The sequence below is a fragment of the Arthrobacter sp. NamB2 genome, from assembly GCF_005281365.1.
In the GTDB taxonomy this organism is placed as follows: Bacteria; Actinomycetota; Actinomycetes; order Actinomycetales; family Micrococcaceae; genus Arthrobacter_D.
On sequence record NZ_SZWI01000002.1, the window covers coordinates 444,393 to 462,866 of the forward strand.

At 67.2% G+C, this 18,474-nt stretch carries 17 protein-coding genes; 7 read left to right on the plus strand and 10 right to left on the minus strand.

Translation table 11 applies throughout. The features are described 5' to 3' along the window. Positions 1–77 precede the first annotated feature (77 nt). Positions 78–563 carry a MarR family winged helix-turn-helix transcriptional regulator gene (locus FDK12_RS05790; RefSeq protein WP_137368655.1) on the minus strand — a complete coding sequence of 162 codons (486 nt, stop codon included), beginning with the start codon at positions 561–563 and terminating at the stop codon, positions 78–80. Between the two features lie 114 nt (positions 564–677). Between FDK12_RS05790 and FDK12_RS05795 the strand changes: the two genes are divergently transcribed. Beyond that, complete coding sequence (locus tag FDK12_RS05795) at positions 678–1,469, plus strand: SDR family NAD(P)-dependent oxidoreductase (RefSeq protein WP_137368656.1); 792 nt, start codon at positions 678–680, stop codon at positions 1,467–1,469. A 412-nt stretch (positions 1,470–1,881) separates the two neighbouring features. Here the strand turns inward: FDK12_RS05795 and FDK12_RS05800 are convergent, their stop codons facing one another. After that, positions 1,882–2,988, minus strand: a complete 1,107-nt coding sequence (locus tag FDK12_RS05800; protein WP_137368657.1) for a spore photoproduct lyase family protein — start codon at positions 2,986–2,988, stop codon at positions 1,882–1,884. A 135-nt stretch (positions 2,989–3,123) separates the two neighbouring features. On the opposite strand from FDK12_RS05800, the gene FDK12_RS05805 reads away from it, so the two are divergent. Next, positions 3,124–3,957 carry an amino acid-binding protein gene (locus FDK12_RS05805; protein ID WP_137368658.1) on the plus strand — a complete coding sequence of 278 codons (834 nt, stop codon included), beginning with the start codon at positions 3,124–3,126 and terminating at the stop codon, positions 3,955–3,957. An 80-nt stretch (positions 3,958–4,037) separates the two neighbouring features. Here the strand turns inward: FDK12_RS05805 and FDK12_RS05810 are convergent, their stop codons facing one another. From FDK12_RS05810 to FDK12_RS05830, 5 genes are all read right to left on the minus strand, one after another. Further along, on the minus strand, positions 4,038–5,684 hold the full coding sequence (locus tag FDK12_RS05810; protein WP_137368659.1) for a thiamine pyrophosphate-binding protein: 1,647 nt from the start codon (positions 5,682–5,684) through the stop codon (positions 4,038–4,040). A 300-nt stretch (positions 5,685–5,984) separates the two neighbouring features. Beyond that, positions 5,985–7,355 carry an MFS transporter gene (locus FDK12_RS05815; protein ID WP_137368660.1) on the minus strand — a complete coding sequence of 457 codons (1,371 nt, stop codon included), beginning with the start codon at positions 7,353–7,355 and terminating at the stop codon, positions 5,985–5,987. A 239-nt stretch (positions 7,356–7,594) separates the two neighbouring features. Beyond that, positions 7,595–9,052 carry a GntP family transporter gene (locus FDK12_RS05820; RefSeq protein WP_137368661.1) on the minus strand — a complete coding sequence of 486 codons (1,458 nt, stop codon included), beginning with the start codon at positions 9,050–9,052 and terminating at the stop codon, positions 7,595–7,597. 37 nt (positions 9,053–9,089) lie between these two features. Continuing rightward, on the minus strand, positions 9,090–10,052 hold the full coding sequence (locus FDK12_RS05825; protein WP_137368662.1) for an NAD(P)-dependent oxidoreductase: 963 nt from the start codon (positions 10,050–10,052) through the stop codon (positions 9,090–9,092). 8 nt (positions 10,053–10,060) lie between these two features. Then, the gene (locus tag FDK12_RS05830; RefSeq protein ID WP_137368663.1) at positions 10,061–11,542 is read right to left on the minus strand and encodes a four-carbon acid sugar kinase family protein; all 1,482 of its coding nucleotides are present in this window, start codon (positions 11,540–11,542) and stop codon (positions 10,061–10,063) included. A 118-nt stretch (positions 11,543–11,660) separates the two neighbouring features. On the opposite strand from FDK12_RS05830, the gene FDK12_RS05835 reads away from it, so the two are divergent. The 3 genes from FDK12_RS05835 to FDK12_RS05845 all read left to right on the plus strand — a co-directional run bounded on the left by FDK12_RS05835 (position 11,661) and on the right by FDK12_RS05845 (position 14,327). Further along, positions 11,661–12,401 carry a FadR/GntR family transcriptional regulator gene (locus FDK12_RS05835; RefSeq protein ID WP_137368664.1) on the plus strand — a complete coding sequence of 247 codons (741 nt, stop codon included), beginning with the start codon at positions 11,661–11,663 and terminating at the stop codon, positions 12,399–12,401. A gap of 60 nt (positions 12,402–12,461) precedes the next feature. Beyond that, positions 12,462–13,310 carry a class II fructose-bisphosphate aldolase gene (locus tag FDK12_RS05840; RefSeq protein ID WP_223263139.1) on the plus strand — a complete coding sequence of 283 codons (849 nt, stop codon included), beginning with the start codon at positions 12,462–12,464 and terminating at the stop codon, positions 13,308–13,310. 168 nt (positions 13,311–13,478) lie between these two features. Further along, complete coding sequence (locus FDK12_RS05845) at positions 13,479–14,327, plus strand: HpcH/HpaI aldolase/citrate lyase family protein (protein WP_137368666.1); 849 nt, start codon at positions 13,479–13,481, stop codon at positions 14,325–14,327. Positions 14,328–14,333: 6 nt separating this feature from the next. Here the strand turns inward: FDK12_RS05845 and FDK12_RS05850 are convergent, their stop codons facing one another. Next, positions 14,334–14,564 carry a zinc-ribbon domain-containing protein gene (locus FDK12_RS05850; RefSeq protein ID WP_137368667.1) on the minus strand — a complete coding sequence of 77 codons (231 nt, stop codon included), beginning with the start codon at positions 14,562–14,564 and terminating at the stop codon, positions 14,334–14,336. Positions 14,565–14,700: 136 nt separating this feature from the next. Between FDK12_RS05850 and FDK12_RS05855 the strand changes: the two genes are divergently transcribed. After that, positions 14,701–15,453 carry an ABC transporter ATP-binding protein gene (locus tag FDK12_RS05855; protein WP_137368668.1) on the plus strand — a complete coding sequence of 251 codons (753 nt, stop codon included), beginning with the start codon at positions 14,701–14,703 and terminating at the stop codon, positions 15,451–15,453. Next, a complete protein-coding gene (locus FDK12_RS05860) occupies positions 15,450–16,850 on the plus strand; it encodes an FtsX-like permease family protein (RefSeq protein ID WP_223263115.1) in 1,401 nt (466 codons plus the stop codon). Before FDK12_RS05855 ends, FDK12_RS05860 begins: the two co-directional genes overlap by 4 nt. 17 nt (positions 16,851–16,867) lie before the next feature. On the opposite strand, the gene FDK12_RS05865 is transcribed toward FDK12_RS05860, so the two are convergent. After that, positions 16,868–17,497: a flavin reductase family protein gene (locus FDK12_RS05865; RefSeq protein WP_137368669.1), complete on the minus strand. Its 630-nt coding sequence runs from the start codon at positions 17,495–17,497 to the stop codon at positions 16,868–16,870. A 7-nt stretch (positions 17,498–17,504) separates the two neighbouring features. Further along, the gene (locus FDK12_RS05870) at positions 17,505–18,344 is read right to left on the minus strand and encodes an SDR family oxidoreductase (RefSeq protein WP_137368670.1); all 840 of its coding nucleotides are present in this window, start codon (positions 18,342–18,344) and stop codon (positions 17,505–17,507) included. Positions 18,345–18,474 lie beyond the last annotated feature (130 nt).

Below are 18,474 nucleotides of genomic sequence, written 5' to 3' on the forward strand. Positions count from 1 at the left end.
GTCATCCGAGGAGCTCCGCTTCATGTCGGCGCCGACCGTACTGAACAAGAGGCTCACGGTGACGCTTCTGAGTTTTCCTATGACGGCCGCCAGGCCTCCTGCGTCCTGATCGCGTGCTGAATGCGCAAGGTTATCTGGCGAAGTTGACGCAGCTGAGCTGCCGTCAAGGGATCGAGGACCAATTGCCTAACGGTCCTTGCATGCACGGGAGTCGCCTCTACGAGCAGCCCGGCCCCGGCCTCGGTGAGCTTTGCTCGCGTCGATCGCCCATCCAGTGGGTCCTGCAGCCGCTGAACCCAGCCCCGTTTCTGCAAGCGGGACACAGCTCGAGACAGTCGCGAGAGTGAACTGTTGGCGAACCCAGCCAGGTCACTCATGCGCAAGGATCGATCCGGAGCGTCTGCCAGGGCGAACAGGATGCCGTATTCGAAATGCGTGAGATCGAAGTCCCGCACCAGCGGGGCATCAAGAGCGGGCGGCAACCACTCCAAAACCGTCGCCAAGCCCGCCCACGACTCAAGGTCATCCCCGGCTAGTTCTACTGCCGTACGGTCATCTGTCATGGCACAAGACTACGCCTAAGAGCCCTCACAGCAGGACTGACGTTATTTGACCAAGCAACTATTAACCCTTAGAATTTGGTTTCCCAGGAAAGTAAAAAAGAGGTGTAACAAGCAATGGACATGCAGCTTGAAGGTCGACGAGCGTTCATCAGTGGATCCACGCAAGGCATCGGGTACTCTATCGCCCGTGCTCTGCTCCTTGAGGGCGCGACGGTCGTGATCAACGGGCGTAGCGCGAACGCAGTCGACAGCGCGGTACAAGCCTTGAAGACCGAACTGCCCAAAGCCCGTGTTTCAGGCATCGCAGCCGACCTCCAGATTTCTTCAGATGTCCAACGCCTGCTTGATGCGGTCGGCAGCGTCGACATACTCGTGAACAACGTCGGCGTGTTCGGAGTCAAGCCCTTTGGGGAGATCACTGATGACGAATGGGTCCACTACTTCAACGTGAACGTCATGAGTGGCGTGCGGCTGTCGCGCGCGCTGTTGCCCACGATGATCGATAACGGCTGGGGTCGCGTCATCTTCATCAGCAGTGAGTCGGGCGTGAACATCCCTGCGGATATGACGCACTACGGAGTGACGAAAGCGGCCATGCTCGCCCTGGGTAATGGGCTGGCAAAACTCACTCGTGGAACCGGAGTCACGGTCAACACCATCCTTGGTGGACCTACCTATTCAGACGGTGTCGCCCAGACAGTCACGCAGATTGCCGCGGCGCAGCAGGTGGCTCCCGACGACCTGAAAGCCATGATCATCGGAGGAAATCAGACATCTCTTCTTCAACGTTTCCTGGATCCTACGGAAATCGCCCAGTTGGCGGTCTTCCTTGCAAGCCCGATGTCATCGGCTACCAATGGAGCCGCACTACGCGCTGACGGGGGTGTTCTGACCGCCATGCTCTAGGCCGTCTCGTCAGACCGTGTTCTCAACATCAACTGGACCAGAATCGGCGGGAGTTCCGTGCTCAAGTACTTCCTCTCGCCCAAGCTAATCGCCACCTGGCACCTCATGCTCCTGACAACAGTGAGCGGCGGTGCCGCGATATTTGTGCAGTCAGGGTCTGCACACGGATCGTCACTCAGGTCAAGCACGGTCCAGGCACCTAGATGAGTCCGGGTTCACCAACAGACCGGCCTGAAGGTATAGGACCACTTGAAGGCGCTGGTGACCGTCGCACCGGTGGGGACTGGGGTGCGTTCGTGTCCACGCGGGCGGAACGAAACCCGGACGTCGGTGCCGTCTCGACCGTCGAGGGCGCAGCAATCAGGCCAGGCTCGCTCGGAACCGGCGAGGGCTCACGCTGGTTCCACGAGCATCAGGTCCAGTAGAGGAGCCGAGCTGCCGGCAGACGCCGCTCCAGCTCGTCGGTGAACCACTCGCGCATCTCCGTCATGGTCTGCTTCGGGTACACATACTTGACGCCGCCGAACTTCGAGCGCTTCTGGCTGCGTAGATCCTCGTCCATCTCGAGCTTGGTCCTCGGATACCAGCCCAGCAGCACCTCCTTGCTCGCGGGCGTGAAGCGGTGCGTGATGATCTCGGCCGTGAGATCGAGGTCGGGGATGCCGGCGACCGCCGCGGCGACGTCGTCCAGCAGGGCGCCGTACTGCTCCCGCCAGCCGGGTACGGGCATGATGGGCGCGATGGTGAGGCCCACCCGATAACCTGCCGTCGCGACCGCGCGCAGGGCCGCGAGCCGAGCAGGCATCCGGGCAGTGCCGCCTTCGAAACGATTGGCGACCTCGGCAGCATTGACCGAGAAACGGATGCGCGTCCTACGACCATGGTCGAGGGTCACCAGCTCGCCGACGTCGTCGAACTTGGTCGTGAACCGCACCTGCACGTCGTCCCCGAACTCACCCGCACCCACGCGGGAGATCGCGGCAGCGAGCGAACCGGTCACGCTCTCGATGCCGAGGGGGTCGGTGTAGCAGGACATCTCGAACGTCGTGCCCTCGTTCCCGCGCTCGAGCGTCCCGCGGGTGACCGAACCCCGGCCGGCGTGGGTGCGGATGCCGTCGAGAACGTCGTCGATATTGGCGTACACACGCGTCACCGGGGGCCCCTGCAGGGATCCCGCGAGGTAGCAGTACTGGCAGTGGGCGGGGCAGCCCTTGGCGAGGTCGATGCGCCAGTCGGCGCTCGGTGGGATGGGCTGCGGCTTGAGGGCGCTCGGTGGGGCCACGACGACCGCGAGCGTGTTCTTCGCGGCAGCGTAGGTCTCGCGCTCGGTGGCGCCGCGAAGCCCAGTCAGGGCATTGCCGGGAAGAACCCGGATGTCGTCGACCCCGGCCAGCTCGGCACGCCTGATGATCTCTGCGGTGTGCGGCAAGTCAGCTGCGGCCCGCGTGATCATCACGTGTCGGGGGACCCACAGACGGGTGGGGGAGAGAGTGGTCAGGTCCAATTCCTGGGCTGTCATCATTACTCTGTACAACAACGATTCCGGTCCCGATGTTCCGCCGAGGACGCTATCCACGCGACGACGGACCAGGACTTATTTGTCCCGGAACCGGCGGGCAACGTCAGCGAAACGGACGGTGCGCACAGTGGAGTCATGACACGCTCCACTGGTTCCACAGCTGCTGCACTGCGATGCGACTCCTGCGGGCAACTGCCCGAGCCCGGCAAGGCCCGGCTGACTCTCGCGAATGTCGCCGTCATGCTGCCCATCGAACTGGCCGTCCATGCCGCAGTGGTGCAGACCGAGCTGAGCTATCCGCTGAAAGTCCTCCTCCTCGCCCTGACGGCGACCGCGCTGGTGATCTGGGTGGCGGAGCCATCGGTCATGCGCTTCCTGCGGGCCTGGCTCCACGCTCCGGCCCTGAGGCACCGCACACGGCTCGACGCCGCACCGAACCTGTGGCGGGCACGCGTCCTGGTCGACGACGCCCCCGGAGCGCTGGAACGCATCACCCACCAGCTGGCCCGGCGCACCGTCAACATCCTGTCGCTCCACATCCACCCCGGCGCGCAGGCGAGCGTCGACGAATTCGTCCTCGCCGCACCCGCAGGGGTCGACGAACAGGACCTGCTGCGGGCACTGACGGCCGGCGGTGGCACGTCCGCCCGCGTGTGGCCGTCCACCGCGCTGGCGCTGGCCGATGGGCAGACGAAGGCACTGTCGCTCGCGTGCCGGGTCGCGCAGAACCCGGCCGAGCTACGCTACGCCGTCGCCGAACTCCTCACAGCCACTCCCGTGGTGCCGCCGCCTCCGGCCGTCAGGTCCTTCGTCGAGGGGTCAGAGCTTCTGAAGGTGCCGACGCCGGTGGGGGAGCCCATGGTGTTCTCGCGGACCGGCGAGCCCTTCACCGCGGCCGAGTCCGCCCGTGCGCACCGGCTCGCCGAGCTCGCGGCCCTGTCCACGCGCTGCGGGGGACCTGCCTCCTAGGAATCCGCGTCTCGGCCCGGCGGGCATACCGTTCGGTTCCCCTTCGGCGTGCATCCTGATCGCTGCCGGCGCAGGACGGGTCACCGGGCTCCTGTTGCCACCGCCACGATCTCCTGCATGTAGGGCGCCACGACCTGTTGCGAGATCTTGCAGTCGAGCAGCAGGACGCCGTCGTTGTCGGACGCCAGCCAGCCCTCCACCGCCCTGAGGTCTTCGAGCGTCCTGATCGTCCGGCTCATGGCGCCGAGCGCGGTCCCGACGGCGGCGAAGTCGACCTCGTCGATCAGCATGGGACCGGAGTCGATGCCGCGCACCGCGTACTGGTGGATTTCGGCACCGTAGGCGGCGTCGTTGAACACTACGATCACCGCGCGCCGTGCCGTCCGGATGACGCTGTCGAGGTCCGCGAGCGCCATCAGCCCTCCGCCGTCGCCCGTGCACAGGACGATCGTCGAGTCCGGCAGGGCGCGGGCCGCACCGACCGCGCTCGGGAAGCCGAGGCCGATGGTCTGGTAGGCCGTTCCCACCATGATCATCCGGTTCGGTGCCGCAGCGTGCAGGTAACCCGGGGCCCAGCCGATGAAGTGCCCGCCGTCCTGCACGATGGTCTTGTCCGCCGGAAGCAGGCGGTCCAACGTGCGGCACAGGCTGCGCGGGTCGAGCCGGCCGTCGGGGGCGAGGGGGTCGCCGTCGTGCCTCTGGTCGTGGGCGTTGCGGGCGTCGTCGACCGAGGCCGCGCTCCACCGCGCGTTGCCCTCGTGGGGCCGGACGGCGGCGAGCAGTGCTTCCGAGGCGAGCCGCGCGTCGGACCGGAGGAAGTCCGTGACCGCAGGGGAGGTGGGCGCGGGGCTGGTGTCGACCTGGATGACTCGCGCCCCGTGCCCGAAGGCATGACCGAAGCGCAGCGTGAACTGGTTCAGTCGCGCCCCGAGGACGAGCACGACGTCGGCCTCGCGGATGAGCCGTGCCGTCCGCTCGGACGCCCAGCCGCCTGCGACCCCGAGGCACGCGGCGCTGTCCCCGAAGAATCCCTGCGCCAGGCCGGATGTGGCGGTCAGGGCACCGATGCGGTCCGCCAGCTCGCCTGCCGCCTCCTCCGCCCCACTCAGCCAGGCACCCCTGCCGGCGAGGACCAGCGGCCGCTCGGCCGAGGACAGCAGGGAGGCGACACGCTCGATGTCGGCACGTGCTGGTGCATCGGGGGGAGCGGGCACGAAACCGGTGACGGCATCCTCTTCCGCCGCCTCGACACCTGCGATGTCGTACGGGATGGCGAGGACGACACCCGTGCGGTGACGCAAGGCGTGGCCGATGGCCGCCGTCGTGATCGCGGCTGGTCGGGTCGCGGTCACGGTGAAGGTCGTTGCGCCCAGGGCCTGCGCCATCATGGTCTGGTCCACGTCCCACGGTCGCGGGCCGGTGGTGGGGGCGTCGCCGACGACGAGGACCAGCGGAATCTCGGCCTGCACCGCCTCGGCGAGGGGCGTCAGGGCGTTGGTGAAGCCTGCACCGTAGGTGGTCGTGGCGACGGCAAGGCGTCCGCAGGCCCGGACGTAAGCATCCGCTGCAGCGACGGCGCCGGCCTCATGCCGCACCGCGGTGTAGTGGAGGGAGGGGGACGCCATAACGGCGTCGAGGAAGTGGGCGTTGCCGTTACCCATGACACCGAAGACGTCGGCGACGAGTGGGTGCAGTGCGGAGACGATACGTGCGGAGACGGTGGCCATCAGGAATCTTTTCGTGACGAACGCCGGCCGACTGCAGTGAGGACATGCACACGGTCAACCCGGACGACGCTGGTGGGTGGGTTCCGTATGTGCCTCGGGCAGCTCCGCCCTTATTGCCTCTTTTTCAGGCACGGCGCCCGTGGCGCCCGACGTCAGCCACTATAGCGGCCTGCCGCTCTCCTCCGCGCCGGCGTCAGCTGGTCAGCCATCGCCGTCCGGGCCTGCCTACCGTGCGCGTGCACGGCGGGCAGGCCCGGCAGCCTGGCCGGGCTGCGTCCGCCGGGGGGAGGAGCTGCTCGGTCAGGAGCGCTGTGCCCGACCGACGCTGACGCCCGGGTCGTGGTTCTCGGCCTCCAACGGCGTTCCCTTCGTCTCCTTGACCAGGGTGACCCCGATGAACGAGATGACGCACAGCCCCATGATGTAGAGCCCGATGGAGCCGGACCAGCCGGTGCTGCTGAGCAGGGCCTCGGCGATGAGTGGCGCGAACGCCCCGCCGAGGATGGCACCCAGGGCGTACCCGATCCCGATCCCCGAGTAGCGGACGTTCGCGGGGAACATCTCCGCGTACATTGCGGACATGGGCCCGTAGGAGAGTCCGAGCCCGATGGTCAGGATGAAGATGGCGATGCCGTAGGCCCAGACATTGCGGGTGTCGATCATCATGAACATCGGGATCATCCAGACGAAGATGAGCCCGTACCCGAGCTGGAACGTCCGGACCCGGCCGATCCGGTCCGACAGGATCCCTCCGTACAGCGTGAAGATGAGCCACCCGAAGGAAGCCAGCAGTGTCGCGAGCAGGACGGGTGCGGCGGGCATCCCGAGCGCCCTCTGCGCATAGGAGGACAGGAACGCTATGACGAGGTACCCGGCGGCGTTGTTGCCGATGAAGATGGCGGCTGCCAGGACGACCTGCTTCTTGTTCGTTCGCAGCAGGCTCCGCAGGGGAGTCGCGGTGTCGCGCTTGCGCTCGATCATCCGCTTGAACACGGGACTCTCCGCCACGGCTGCTCGGATGAAGTAGCCGACGACGATGAGCACCACCGAGAGCAGGAACGGGATGCGCCAGCCCCAGGCGAGGAAGGCTTCTGGTGACATCGAGCTGCGGAGCAGGAACAGCACGAGGGTCGCCAGGATCATGCCCACGGGTACGCCGATCTGCGGATAGGCGCCCCAGAAGCCGCGTTTGGCCACCGGCGCGTGTTCCACGGCCATGAGGGCTGCTCCACCCCACTCGCCGCCGGCGGAGAAACCCTGGAGGATGCGCAGGAGGATCAGCATGATCGGGGCCCAGACGCCGATCTGCGCGTACGTGGGCAGCAGCCCGATCAGTGCGGTCGCGGAGCCCATCATCACGAGGGTGAAGACAAGCATCGCCTTGCGCCCGATCCGGTCACCCAACCGTCCCGCGATCACGGCGCCGAGCGGCCGGAAGAAGAAGCTGACGCCGATCGTCGCCCAGGAGGCGAGCTGGGCGAGGGTCGGGTTGTTCTCGTTCAGCGGGCCGAGGTACAGGCTCGCGAAGACGATCCCGGCGGCCTGCGCGAAGATGAAGAAGTCATACCACTCGATCGTGGTTCCGACCATTGTTCCCGCAAGGACCTTGCGGTCGGCGGCGCTCATCCGGCCTGCGGTGCCCGCGTCCGGACGGTCTGATGCTAGTGCCATGAAAAACCCCTTTGTCTTTCGGTGTACGTACAGGCGATCGCCCTACAGGGTGCCGTCGCAGTATTGAGTACGAAATCGTATACGAATGCTAGGCCTCCCTTCAGGGGCGGTCAAGGACTTCGGGCCCCGGATGCTCCCCTGCGGAGGAGCTCGAAGGGTTCCAGCTCAACGAGTGATTGCCACTCATCCGACGTGGATGAGTGGCAATCACTGGTTCGACCCTTATCAGGCGGTTGGTCCTACAGCCCCACAGCGGAGGTGGCGGCCCATGCCAGGGCTGTGATCGCGAAACCCGTGATGCCGAGGATGGTGGTCAGGACCGTCCACGAGCGGAGCCCGTCAGCGACGGACAGGCCGAGGAAACGGGTGACGATCCAGAAGCCTGAGTCGTTGATATGGGAGAACCCGAGGGCGCCGAAACCGATGGCCACGGCGATCAGGGCGGTCTGCACCGCGCTGAACCCGCCACCGGATACCGCCGCTGCGAGGAGGCCGGCGGTGGTGATGATAGCCACTGTCGCAGATCCCTGGGAGATGCGGAGCACCGCGGCGAGGATGAACGCCAGCAGCAGGACTGGGAGGCCGGCCGTCGTCAGCGTGTCGGCCAGCGCGGCGCCGATGCCGGACGTCGTCAGCACTTTCGCGAAAACGCCTCCCGCACCGGTGACGAGGATGACGATCGCCGTCGGGGCGAGGGCGGAATCCATGATCTCGCCGGTCTGCTGCGACGACCATCCGCGGCGGATGCCGAGGAAGTAGTAGGCCAGCGAGATGGTCACGAGCAGGGCGAGGATCGGTGCTCCGATGAAGGCGAACAGGGGCTGGAGCGCGCTTCCCTCCGGCAGGACGACGTTGGACACGGTGCCGACCATGATCATGGCGATGGGCAACACGATGAGGGTGATGATCATCCCCGGCGAGGGGGTTGCGGGCGCAGTGGCGAGGGCCACGCCACCTCGCTGGACCTCGGTGCCACCTGGGGCAGTGGAGGTCGCTGTCTGGCTCGCCGCGGCGTCCCGCTCGACCTCCGACGTTCCCGATCCGAACAGGCGGAACTGCTCGGCGGTGGCGGGCAGCATGACGAAGTCCCTGCGGTTGATGCGCTGGGCAACGAAGTACCCCAGGATGCCGACGGGTACGCAGATGGCGAGTCCGAGGATGGTGATCCAGCCGATGTCCGCTCCGAGTACGCCTGCGCCTCCGACGATGCCGGGGTGCGGTGGCACCACGACGTGGATGGCGAGCATGATGCCGGCGACAGGGAGACCGAACTTGACGGGATTCAGGCCCGCGGCTTTCGAGAAGCCGTAGATGATCGGCACGAGGATGATGAATCCGACGTCGAAGAAGACGGGGATGGCGAGCACGAAGGAAGCGGCGGTCAGGGCGGCGATGACGCGTTTCGGACCGAGGATCGAGGTGAACCGCCCGGCGAGGGCTTCGGCTCCGCCGGAGACTTCGATCATCTTGCCGAGCATGGCGCCCAGACCGACGAGTATCGCAACCGATCCGAGGGTTCCGCCCATGCCGTCCGTGACGGTCTTGATGACATCGCCGATGGGGATGCCGGCAACGAGGGCGGTCAGGATGCTCACCATCAGGAGGGCGAGGAAGGCGGGGATCTTGAACTTGATGACGGACACCAGCAGCAGGGCCACTGCTGCCAGTGCTATCAGGAGGAGGATGGGCGTGCTCATTGCGAGTCTCCTTTGACTGCGGGGTGGAGGAAGCGGGTCAGGCGTGCGAGTCGGGCTTGCGGGGTGCGACGACTGTGATGACTGCGGAGTCGTCGCGGGCTCCGTGTCCTTGCGCCTGACCCTGCAGGAAGAGCTGTTCGGCGGCGGCGGCGAGGGGGGTCGGTAGTGCAACGGCTCGGGCGGCCGAGGTCACGATGCCGAGATCCTTGACGAAGATGTCCAGTCGACTCAGCACTTCAGCACCCTCTGGGTCCCAGGCCTGCAGGATGCGGGGGCCGCGGTTTCCAAGCATGAAGGACGCCGCTGCACCGGCTTGGAGGGCCTCGAGTGTCTTCTCCGGATCCAGGCCCAGTGACTGCGCGAGTGCCAGCGCCTCGGCGGCGGCGGCGATGTGGACGCCGCAGAGCAGTTGGTTGACGGTCTTCAGTGCCTGCCCGTCGCCCGGCTTGTCGCCGACCACGGTGAGGGTCGAGGCCAGCAGGTCCAGGACGGGAGCTGCTGTCTCCCGGGCCGACGGTACCGCGCCCACGACGATGAGGAGGTCACCTTGACCGGCGCGGAGCGGACCGCCTGACAGCGGCGCATCGACGAGGTCGACGCCGAGCTCGGCAAGGCGACCGGCAACCTCGACGACGGCGTCGACTCCGACCGTACTGGTCATGATCACCACGGCGCCCCGCTTCAGCGTCGGCGCGATCCCATTCGCGCCGAAAAGAACCTCGCTGAGCTGTTCGGCGTTGCGGACTGCGAGCAGAACGGCGTCGACGCCTTCCACGGCCGAACCCGCAGTGTCGAACGTGGTGATGCCGGATTCACTCGCGAGCATCGATCGTTCGGGAGCGATGTCGAATCCGTGCACCGTGAGGCGGGAGGCGAGGCGGGTTGCCATGGGCAGACCCATGGCCCCGAGCCCGAGCACGGCGGCGGAGTACGAACCTGAGTACGAACCTGGACCGGACGGGGAGGTGGCGGGTGCACTGCTGGCATCTGTGGAGTTCATCGTGTTCCTTAACGTGCGTTGCGGGTGGGGACGGTCGTCTCGAAACGGCTGCTCAGTGTTCGGGTGACAGCCGCGAGGGAGGAGTCATCCCCGACATTGCCGGCGAAGACCACATAGGGGATGCCCTGCGCCGGCCCCTGTACGGGTTCCCAGAGCGACACGATCCCCGGCAGCATGGGACCGCGGACAAGGGCGCGGCGTATCTCGAGGCCATGGGTGGCGACGTCGGAGGAGGTGATGCCTCCCTTGGCGATGACGAAGCGCGGCGCATAGGTTTTCAGGGTGCGGTTGACGACCTCGACGAGGGCATCGGATACGCTTCGCGCGATACGAAGACTGGCTGCCGCGTCATCGGCACGAACCAGCTGCCGGCTGGTGTGGAGGACGACGTCGCCCGCCGTGAGCGCTGCGGTCACCTCACCCACTGCCTGGTCGAGATAGGCGCCGCGTCCGCCGGCGAGCAGGATCTGGACGTCGATCTCGATGACAGTCGCCGCGGGGTGCTGGCGAGTGAGTTCGGCCAACTGGCGACTCGTGAGACCGACGTGGGAGCCGACCACGATCAGGCCGCCCCGGTCCCGTGGTTCGAGGGCGCCGAAGACGTCGTCCGCGGAAAGGGGCGCGCGCATCTCCTGGCCGATGCGGCCCCTGACGAACGGCGGCCCCACCCGGTAGATGAACCGCTTGCCTCTGGCTTCAGCGGCCTCCAAGCCCAGAGCGAGCCTGCGCAGGTCGTTCTCGCTCACGCAATCCGCGACGATGATCGAACCGTCGTGTGCGCGGTCCAGGATGGCTGCGACAGCATGGGCCGTCCGCTGTTCATCGGGCTGGCGCAACACGGACAGGTCGATGCCGATGACCGACGCAGCCGGGATGCGGCCACCGGATTTCTCCTCGACGTACCGGGCCAGCTCTGAATGGGTGAAGCCGAACGTCGCATCCTGCGCGAACTCCGTCTCGCTCACCGGCACTACCGTGCCGTGGTCCTGGCGCATGTAGTGGACGCCGCCGATGGTGATGCGGCCGGCCTCGGGGAACGCGGGGACGATGACGACACCGTCGATCTGTTCGTCGAAATCGTTCGCGAGGGTCCCCGCGATGGCGTCGGGTTCCAGGGGGAAATGACCTCGAAGAGTCGAATCGCTCCGACTGACGAAGGTCACAGCTCGGCTCTCACCTGCGGCGACCCGGGCATTGCGGACCACCTGCCGGTTGCGCTCGAAGGCTTCCTGGGGATCGAGGCTGCGGGTGTTGGTGAGGACGTAGACGGCAGGCCCGTCCATGGCGAACGCCCATGCGAAGTCCTCCACCGTCCACGTCGTCAGGACGGGAAGATCGGCAACCGATTGTGTGCCTGTCGGGTCGTCATCAAGAACGACGAGGACTGGTTCGGCCTTGGTACCGCCCGCGTCGATCGCCTTCCGCACCGCTGCTGCGGACACAGGGGTGTCGGGCGGAAAAGAAGAAAGAAGCTCTGATTCGAGAAACACTGTCCACTCCGTCGTGCAAAAATCAGACGTCTGATGTCTGTTGCGTGTTAGTGTTGCAGAACACATGCCGTGGCGCAACCCGTGTCGCGTAGAGGTTTGGAACAGCTGGAGTGAGGGTATGGCGCGCAGGTCCTTGTCCGACGAAGTGGCAGATGCCTTGCTTCAGCGCATCGTCGTCGGGGAGTTGCCTGCGGAAGCGCTCGTCCCGGGCGAGAACGAGCTCAGCGCCCAGCATGACGTGAGCCGCCTGACCATCCGGGAGGCCATCAGAACGCTTGCAGCTCAGCGCATCCTGAGGGTCGAGCGCGGTAGGGGAACGTTCGTCAATCCCCTCGGACGATGGGCGTCGATGGATGCCGTCCTCCGTGCGGTGTCCGAGGGCCAGGACGACGCAGCCACCTCACTGCAACTCATCGAGCTCCGGCGCATGATGGAGACGGGGGCGTGTGAGCTCGCTGCCGGGAAGCTCTCCGACGAGGATCTGGCTGGACTGGCCGAGGACATCGAAGCGATGCAGGCCGCGCACGAGCTCCAGGACGTCCCCGGCTTCGTCGCCGCGGACCTTCGTTTCCACGAGCGGATACTTCAGGCATCGGGCAACGTGTTCGTGGCGGTGATGTTCGAGCCCCTGCATCGAATTCTCGAGGCCCGGCGCACGCAGACCTCCAAGGTGCCGCAGATCCAGGTGCATGCCATCGCCGAGCACCGGAAAATCCTCGCCGCCCTCACCAGCGGGACTCCGGGCACGGCCCGCCAAGCGATGGATGACCATATGCAACAGACCCGGGATGACCTGCAGACGTACATCCTCTCTGCGGGGGCCCCTCCGGCCCCTGCACCACCGGCTGCCGCGAATTAGGCAACAGGTTCGACGCCACCACGAACGACCCCCGAAGAAGGATGACTCTTGCGCGCCAATATGCTGAACGTCGTTGCTGACGCACTTGGAATGAACACTGCCGTTCCGGCTCTCACCACCTATGACTTCACCACCGCTCAAGCCGTGGTTGCTGCAAGTGAAGCCGCTGATCGTCCGGTCATCCTGCTCGTTCCGCCCAAGGCCGCTTCCGGGATGCAGGGGCTCCGGTTCGTCCGGGCCCTTCGGGGGCTGGCCGATGACGCAAGCACGCCGGTGTGCGTGCAACTCGACCATGCCACAGATCTGCAGCTCGTTCGCGCCGCTGTCGATGCCGGCGCAGACGCTGTCCTGGCGGACGGATCGGCGCTGCCCCATGACCAGAATGCGGAATTCGTCCGCCAGGCCCGGGCAGTGGTGGGCCCCGGGATCGTCCTCGAGGCCGAACTGGGTGATCTTCCGGGTGATGAGGACATTGCCCACGCCTCGGCTGCTTCGGGGATGACCGATCCGGACACGGTCCCTGACTTCCTCGAACAGTCGGCAGCCGACCTGCTCGCCGTTGCGGTCGGCAATGTGCACGGCCACTACGCAGGCGCGCCGAAGCTCGACTGGGATCGCATAGCGAAGATTTGCGTCCGAGCCGGAGATACGCCGCTGGTGCTCCATGGAGCGTCGGGTATACCGCAGTCGAGCCTGGAGCAGGCCGGCGCGGCGGGCATCGGCAAGATCAATATGAATACAGAGCTCCGATCGGCTCTCTTCACAACCCTCGCGGGCTCGTTGGATAGCCGAAGGGCACAGGGCCTCAACGTGCTGGCCCTCCTGCAGGACTGGACTTCAACCGTGGAGCACGTCACAGCCTCGATGCATGCCGTGACGACTGCCCGTCGGGACAGTGTGACGGGCTGACCGACCGATCGCCGAGGACGACTGGCGGCGACCCGTCATCGCTGTCTGCAGGGACAGGGGCGGTCCGCCCGCGAGGGCAGGGGTCCCCGCCCCTTTTGGTCGTAGTGTTCACGAGGCGCCGCACGTCTCCGGTGGATAATGCGCGGCAGTCCTCAGTAGTGTTTGAGCATGGCCACCTCCCTCAGAAACAGCCGCGCCGCTGCGCTTCCCGCCAAGCTCTCCCGATCCTGGCTGCTGGCGTCCGCTGCTTCCGAGGACAACTTCATCCCCGCCCTCACGTCCGAGGCGGATTCCGTGGTGTTCGACATGGAGGACGCCGTCCCGGCAGCGGGCAAGGCCGAGGCTCGTGATCGCGTGGTGGAGGCCCTGTCCACCGGCATGACGGCGTGGGTGCGTGTCAACGGAATCGAGACCGACTACTGGGCCGACGACCTCGCAGCCCTCTCCAGGGCGCCGGGCCTGCGCGGAGTCATGCTCGCCATGACGGAGAAGCCCGAGCAGGTTACACACACCGCCATGCGTCTCCAGGCGGGTACTCCGGTCCTCGCGCTGATCGAATCCGCCCTCGGCATCGAGAACGCGACGGCGATCGCGAGTGCGCCCGGCACCTTCCGTCTGGCCTTCGGCGTCGGAGACTTCCGCCGGGACACCGGCGCCTCGGATGACCCCATGGCGCTCGCCTATGCGCGATCCAAGCTCGTCGTGGCCTCGCGCGTCGGGCAACTCCCCGGTCCGATCGACGGACCGACGGTCGGAGCCCTGGGCGAGGAACTGCTCGAGGCGTGCAAGGTCACGGCATCGATGGGGATGACGGGCAAGCTGTGCCTGCTGCCCGACGCGACCGACACCATCAACAAGGGCCTCTCGCCGAGCGAGTCGGAGATCAACTGGGCGGCCGAGCTCCTGCGTGAGCACGCAGCGGGAGCGGTGGTAGGCGATGGCTCCTATCTTCCCCGCCTGGCGCGAGCGCAGAAGATCTCCTCACTCGCTGATTCCTACGGGTTGTGGAACGCCTAGCCTCGATCAGCGAGCGAGCGCGCGCTCTTCCGAGCCGCTGATCCTCGAGGTGCCGCCGCAATGGGTGCAGACCTGCAGGCGTGTCTTCTTGAGGGTGAGCAGTGGGATGAAGAACACCGAGAGCTTCGTCTTGCGCTCGATCACCTGCTGCGGGGCGTGCATACTGCAGTAGCGGCAGGTGGCGGAGCGCGTGAACCGCAGGTTCTCGCGCGTGGTCAGGCCGAAGAGGAAGAACATGGTTCCACCGTAACGGCCCGGCGGCGAAAAAAGACAGCTGACTTACTATCTTGTACCACCACGGTATGAGTGCCTACCGGGAGGTTCAGACCGCGGCCGGACGCGCCTGTGGGGGCGCCACCGGAAGCATGGAGGCATGACAACGAACCCCTCCGGCACCCCCGTGCCGCCCCGCCCTGCGACCACCGGCACCGCCGTCTTCAGCGCGCGCGGTCTGACGAAGAACTACGACGCGACCCGTGCGCTCGCCGACCTCAGCCTCGACATCCGTGCCGGTGAATCCGTTGCCGTCATGGGCCCCTCGGGTGGCGGGAAGACCACACTCCTCCACTGCCTCGCCGGGATCATCACGCCGGACGCCGGGCAGGTCCTCCTCCAGCGGGACGGCGGCACCACCGACGTCGCCCGCCTGTCCGACCGCGACCGGTCCGCCCTGCGGCGTTCGACCTTCGGCTTCGTGTTCCAACAGGGTCTGCTCATCCCGGAACTGACCGCCCTCGAGAACGTGGCCGTCGCCCTCATGCTCCTGGGTGTCGATCGTGCGAGCGCTGAACACTCGGCGGCACAGTGGCTGGCCGCGCTCGGGCTCGCCGGCATGGAGGACCGGCGCGTGGGCCAGTTGTCCGGTGGCCAGGCCCAGCGCGTCGCGATCGCCCGCGCACAGGTGACCGGCGCCAGCGTGATCTTCGCGGACGAGCCGACAGGTGCCCTCGACTCGGGCACATCTGCGGAGGTCATGGACATCCTCCTGCACTCGACCACCGGGACGGGGAAGACGCTCGTGGTGGTCACGCACGACGACGACGTGGCCCGGCGCTGCGCACGCACGGTTCGTCTGCGCGACGGCCGCATCGTCAGCGATTCCCTCCGGGCAGAAGTAGCGGCATGAGCGCGCGTGCCGGCACCGTCACCCTCCCGGCCACCGCAGTCGAGGCGTCCGCGCCGAGCGTTCCACTGATGGTTCCGCTCCGGCTCACCTGGCTGCTCGCCCGGCCCTCCGCGAACGGACTCTCGGCCGCGGCCCTCCCGGTGACGGCCTTCGCGCTCGTCACCGCGCTCCTGCTGACCGTCGTCGCCGGTGGCCTGTCCTTCTTCCAGTGGAAGGACGACACGGGTGAGCTGTACCTGGCCCTCGCCGCGATCGCGACGGCACTGCTCGTGGTTCCGCTGATGACGCTCGGCGGTTCCGCTGCGCGCCTGTCGGCACGGCGGCGGGACGAGCGGCTCGCGACCCTGCGCCTCCTTGGAGCGCCGGCCTCGACCGTCGCCGTCATGACGGTCGCCGAATCGGCGTTGCTCGCCGCCGTCGGCGCCCTCGCCGGAGTCATCGGGCACCTGCTGCTGGTGCCCCTGGTGCAGCTCATCCCCTTCCGCGGCGAAGCCCTGGGACGCTCCGTCTGGATGGGACCGGGGCCCATTGTGCTGGTGGCGACCGGCGTCGTCATCCTCGCCGCGGTCAGCGCGATGCTCGGGCTGCGGAAGATCGTCATCTCCCCCCTCGGGGTGCGCACGCGCCAGCAGCCCCCGAAGCTGCACTGGCTGCGAGCTGTCGGCGCGGTCGCGGTGATCGGCGCGGTGGTAGCAGTGATGAGCAACCTCGACGGCATCAGGGACTTCGCCGTGGTCGTCGTCGTGCTCGCCACCGGGTTCGCCGGGGCCCTGGCCGTCCTCAACCTGGTGGGACCGTGGCTGATCGGGGTCCTGGCCCGCCGGCAGCTGCGGGCGGCGCAGCTGCCCGAGCGGCTCCTCGCCGCGCGTCAGATCCTGGACTCCCCGAGAGGTTCCTGGCGCCAGGTCAGCGGTGTGGCGATGACGTGCTTCATCGCCGTCTTCGGCGGCACCGGGGCGGCGTTGATGAATGCGAGCGGCCCTCTGGAGGGCAGCGAGCGGTTCCTGGGCGACGACGTCCGCACCGGACTGCTGATCACGATCGTGGCCTCGTTCCTGATGGTCGCCTGCTCGGTCGGCGTCAACCAGTCCTCGCTGCTGCTCGACCGACGGGATCTCTACGTGAGCCTGGACCGCCTCGGCATGCCGGTCGCGACGATGAACGCCGCCCGGACCCGGGCCGTGATGTTCCCGCTGATCGTCGTGTCAGTGGGTAGCGCGCTCACCGCCGTCGTCGTCGTACTCCCGCTTGCCGGGATGGCACTGATCTTCGCGCCTCTGTCCGTGGCCGTGATCATCGGCTGCCTGGCGGGCGGTGTCGCGCTCGTGCTGCTGGGCCTCCGGGCCACGCAGCCGATCCTGGCACACATCCTCCGGACGCCCGGCGCCGCTCTGTAGCAGCAGCGACAGCCGGGTCAGGGCATGGAGGCGGCCCCGCCATAGTGCCCGGGCCATTTCTCGACGGGGATGCGCGAGATCTCGCGGACCGTTCCTGCAGTGCCCCACTCGTTCTTGCCGAGCCTCGAGAGGGGTCGGAGTGCGTCGATGGCCGGCAGTGCGCCGTCGAGCACCTCCTCGGACACCACGGCGTGGAGCACTTCGCCGAAGACGAGCGTGCAGTTCCCCATGTCCTGAATGAGGTGCAGCCTGCACTCGAGTGCGACGGGTGACTCGAGGACGCGCGGTGGCTTCACCGTCGCGCTGGGCTCGCGGGTAAGGCCGACGGCGTCGAACTCGCTGACATCCGGCGGGAAGTTCGTGCCGGTGGCATTGACGGCTTCGAAGAGGTGTTCGGGGGTGAAGCCGACGACGAACTCCCGGGTGGCCTCAATGTTGCGCACGGAATCCTTACGGCCCACGGAGGTGAACTGGACGATCGGCGGATCGACGGACGCGATCGTGAAGAACGAATAGGGTGCGAGGTTGTCCACTCCCTGCGTGGACGTCGACGATATCCAGGCGATGGGACGCGGCACGACGACGGACGTGAGGAACGAGTAGAAGGCCCGGCTGTTCGCCGGCTCCGGGACGACGTCTCTGCGCATGCTGCCGCTAGTTCTTCGCCGCGAGGAGGTCGTGGAGTGCGAGCGGCGGCCGGCCCGTGAGGTGCTCGACGTCCGGCGACACCTCCGCGAGCTCGCCGCGCGCGATTGCCGTGTAGGTGCTGACCCAGGCCTCGACCTGCCATCGGGGTGCGCCGTGGTGTGCGCGGCTCGCCAGCGCTTCCTCGTGCGTCTGGTCCTCGAAGCGGACCGTGGCCGGCGTCAGCTGCGTGATGGTCGCCGCGGCCTCGGCAAGGGTGAAGGCCTCGGGCCCCGTCAGGTCATAGGTCGTCCCGACGTGCGCCTGCGGAGCGCGCAGTACGGCTGCTGCGGAGCGGGCGACGTCGGCCTGTGCTACGGCGGACAGCCGCCCGCGTCCGGCAGGGCCGCGGATCACGCCGTCCTCGGCAAGGGCGGGCACGAAATCGAGGTAGAGGTTGTCCCGCAGAAAGGTGTAGTCCACTCCCGATGCGCGGATGTACTCCTCGGTGTACCAATGGTCCCGCGCCAGGAGGAACGCGGCGTCCGGAGCGGCACCGAGGAATGACGTGTAGACGATATGCCGTACCCCGGCAGCGCGGGCGGCATCGATGAAGGTGCGATGGGTGGCCACGCGGTTCTGCTCCTCGCCGGCGGACACCATGAAGAGGGTACCGACGCCGGCAAGGGCTTCACGGGCCGCGTCGGCATCGTCGTAGGCACACTGGCGGACCACCGACCCGGGAAGGTGCTGCACCCGATCCGGCGAGCGGGCCGGCAGGACGAGTGGCACTCCCTCGGCGGCGAGGATCCGGGCAACCCTGCCACCCACGGTGCCGGTCGACCCTGTCACTCCGATGCGTTGCTCCATGCGAGCTTCAGCCGCGCGATGCGGGCTTTTATTTCCGCGGCCGCGCTGCGCTCTCCAGGTCTGGTTCCTGGAGGAGCCCGGAGGTAGTCTGCGGGCAACGTCCTCGACCCCGCCGGGTGTCGGCGCCGAC

What these genes read in the sequence shown, in the direction of transcription:
- FDK12_RS05840 (WP_223263139.1), top strand. Translation starts at nt 12,462, where the DNA reads ATGCTGAACGTCGTTGCTGACGCACTTGGAATGAACACTGCCGTTCCG.
- FDK12_RS05795 (WP_137368656.1), top strand. Translation starts at nt 678, where the DNA reads ATGGACATGCAGCTTGAAGGTCGACGAGCGTTCATCAGTGGATCCACG.
- FDK12_RS05865 (WP_137368669.1), bottom strand. Translation starts at nt 17,497, where the DNA reads ATGCGCAGAGACGTCGTCCCGGAGCCGGCGAACAGCCGGGCCTTCTAC.
- FDK12_RS05870 (WP_137368670.1), bottom strand. Translation starts at nt 18,344, where the DNA reads ATGGAGCAACGCATCGGAGTGACAGGGTCGACCGGCACCGTGGGTGGC.
- FDK12_RS05835 (WP_137368664.1), top strand. Translation starts at nt 11,661, where the DNA reads ATGGCGCGCAGGTCCTTGTCCGACGAAGTGGCAGATGCCTTGCTTCAG.
- FDK12_RS05810 (WP_137368659.1), bottom strand. Translation starts at nt 5,684, where the DNA reads ATGGCCACCGTCTCCGCACGTATCGTCTCCGCACTGCACCCACTCGTC.
- FDK12_RS05800 (WP_137368657.1), bottom strand. Translation starts at nt 2,988, where the DNA reads ATGACAGCCCAGGAATTGGACCTGACCACTCTCTCCCCCACCCGTCTG.
- FDK12_RS05815 (WP_137368660.1), bottom strand. Translation starts at nt 7,355, where the DNA reads ATGGCACTAGCATCAGACCGTCCGGACGCGGGCACCGCAGGCCGGATG.
- FDK12_RS05825 (WP_137368662.1), bottom strand. Translation starts at nt 10,052, where the DNA reads ATGAACTCCACAGATGCCAGCAGTGCACCCGCCACCTCCCCGTCCGGT.
- FDK12_RS05805 (WP_137368658.1), top strand. Translation starts at nt 3,124, where the DNA reads ATGACACGCTCCACTGGTTCCACAGCTGCTGCACTGCGATGCGACTCC.
- FDK12_RS05820 (WP_137368661.1), bottom strand. Translation starts at nt 9,052, where the DNA reads ATGAGCACGCCCATCCTCCTCCTGATAGCACTGGCAGCAGTGGCCCTG.
- FDK12_RS05790 (WP_137368655.1), bottom strand. Translation starts at nt 563, where the DNA reads ATGACAGATGACCGTACGGCAGTAGAACTAGCCGGGGATGACCTTGAG.
- FDK12_RS05855 (WP_137368668.1), top strand. Translation starts at nt 14,701, where the DNA reads ATGACAACGAACCCCTCCGGCACCCCCGTGCCGCCCCGCCCTGCGACC.
- FDK12_RS05860 (WP_223263115.1), top strand. Translation starts at nt 15,450, where the DNA reads ATGAGCGCGCGTGCCGGCACCGTCACCCTCCCGGCCACCGCAGTCGAG.
- FDK12_RS05850 (WP_137368667.1), bottom strand. Translation starts at nt 14,564, where the DNA reads ATGTTCTTCCTCTTCGGCCTGACCACGCGCGAGAACCTGCGGTTCACG.
- FDK12_RS05845 (WP_137368666.1), top strand. Translation starts at nt 13,479, where the DNA reads ATGGCCACCTCCCTCAGAAACAGCCGCGCCGCTGCGCTTCCCGCCAAG.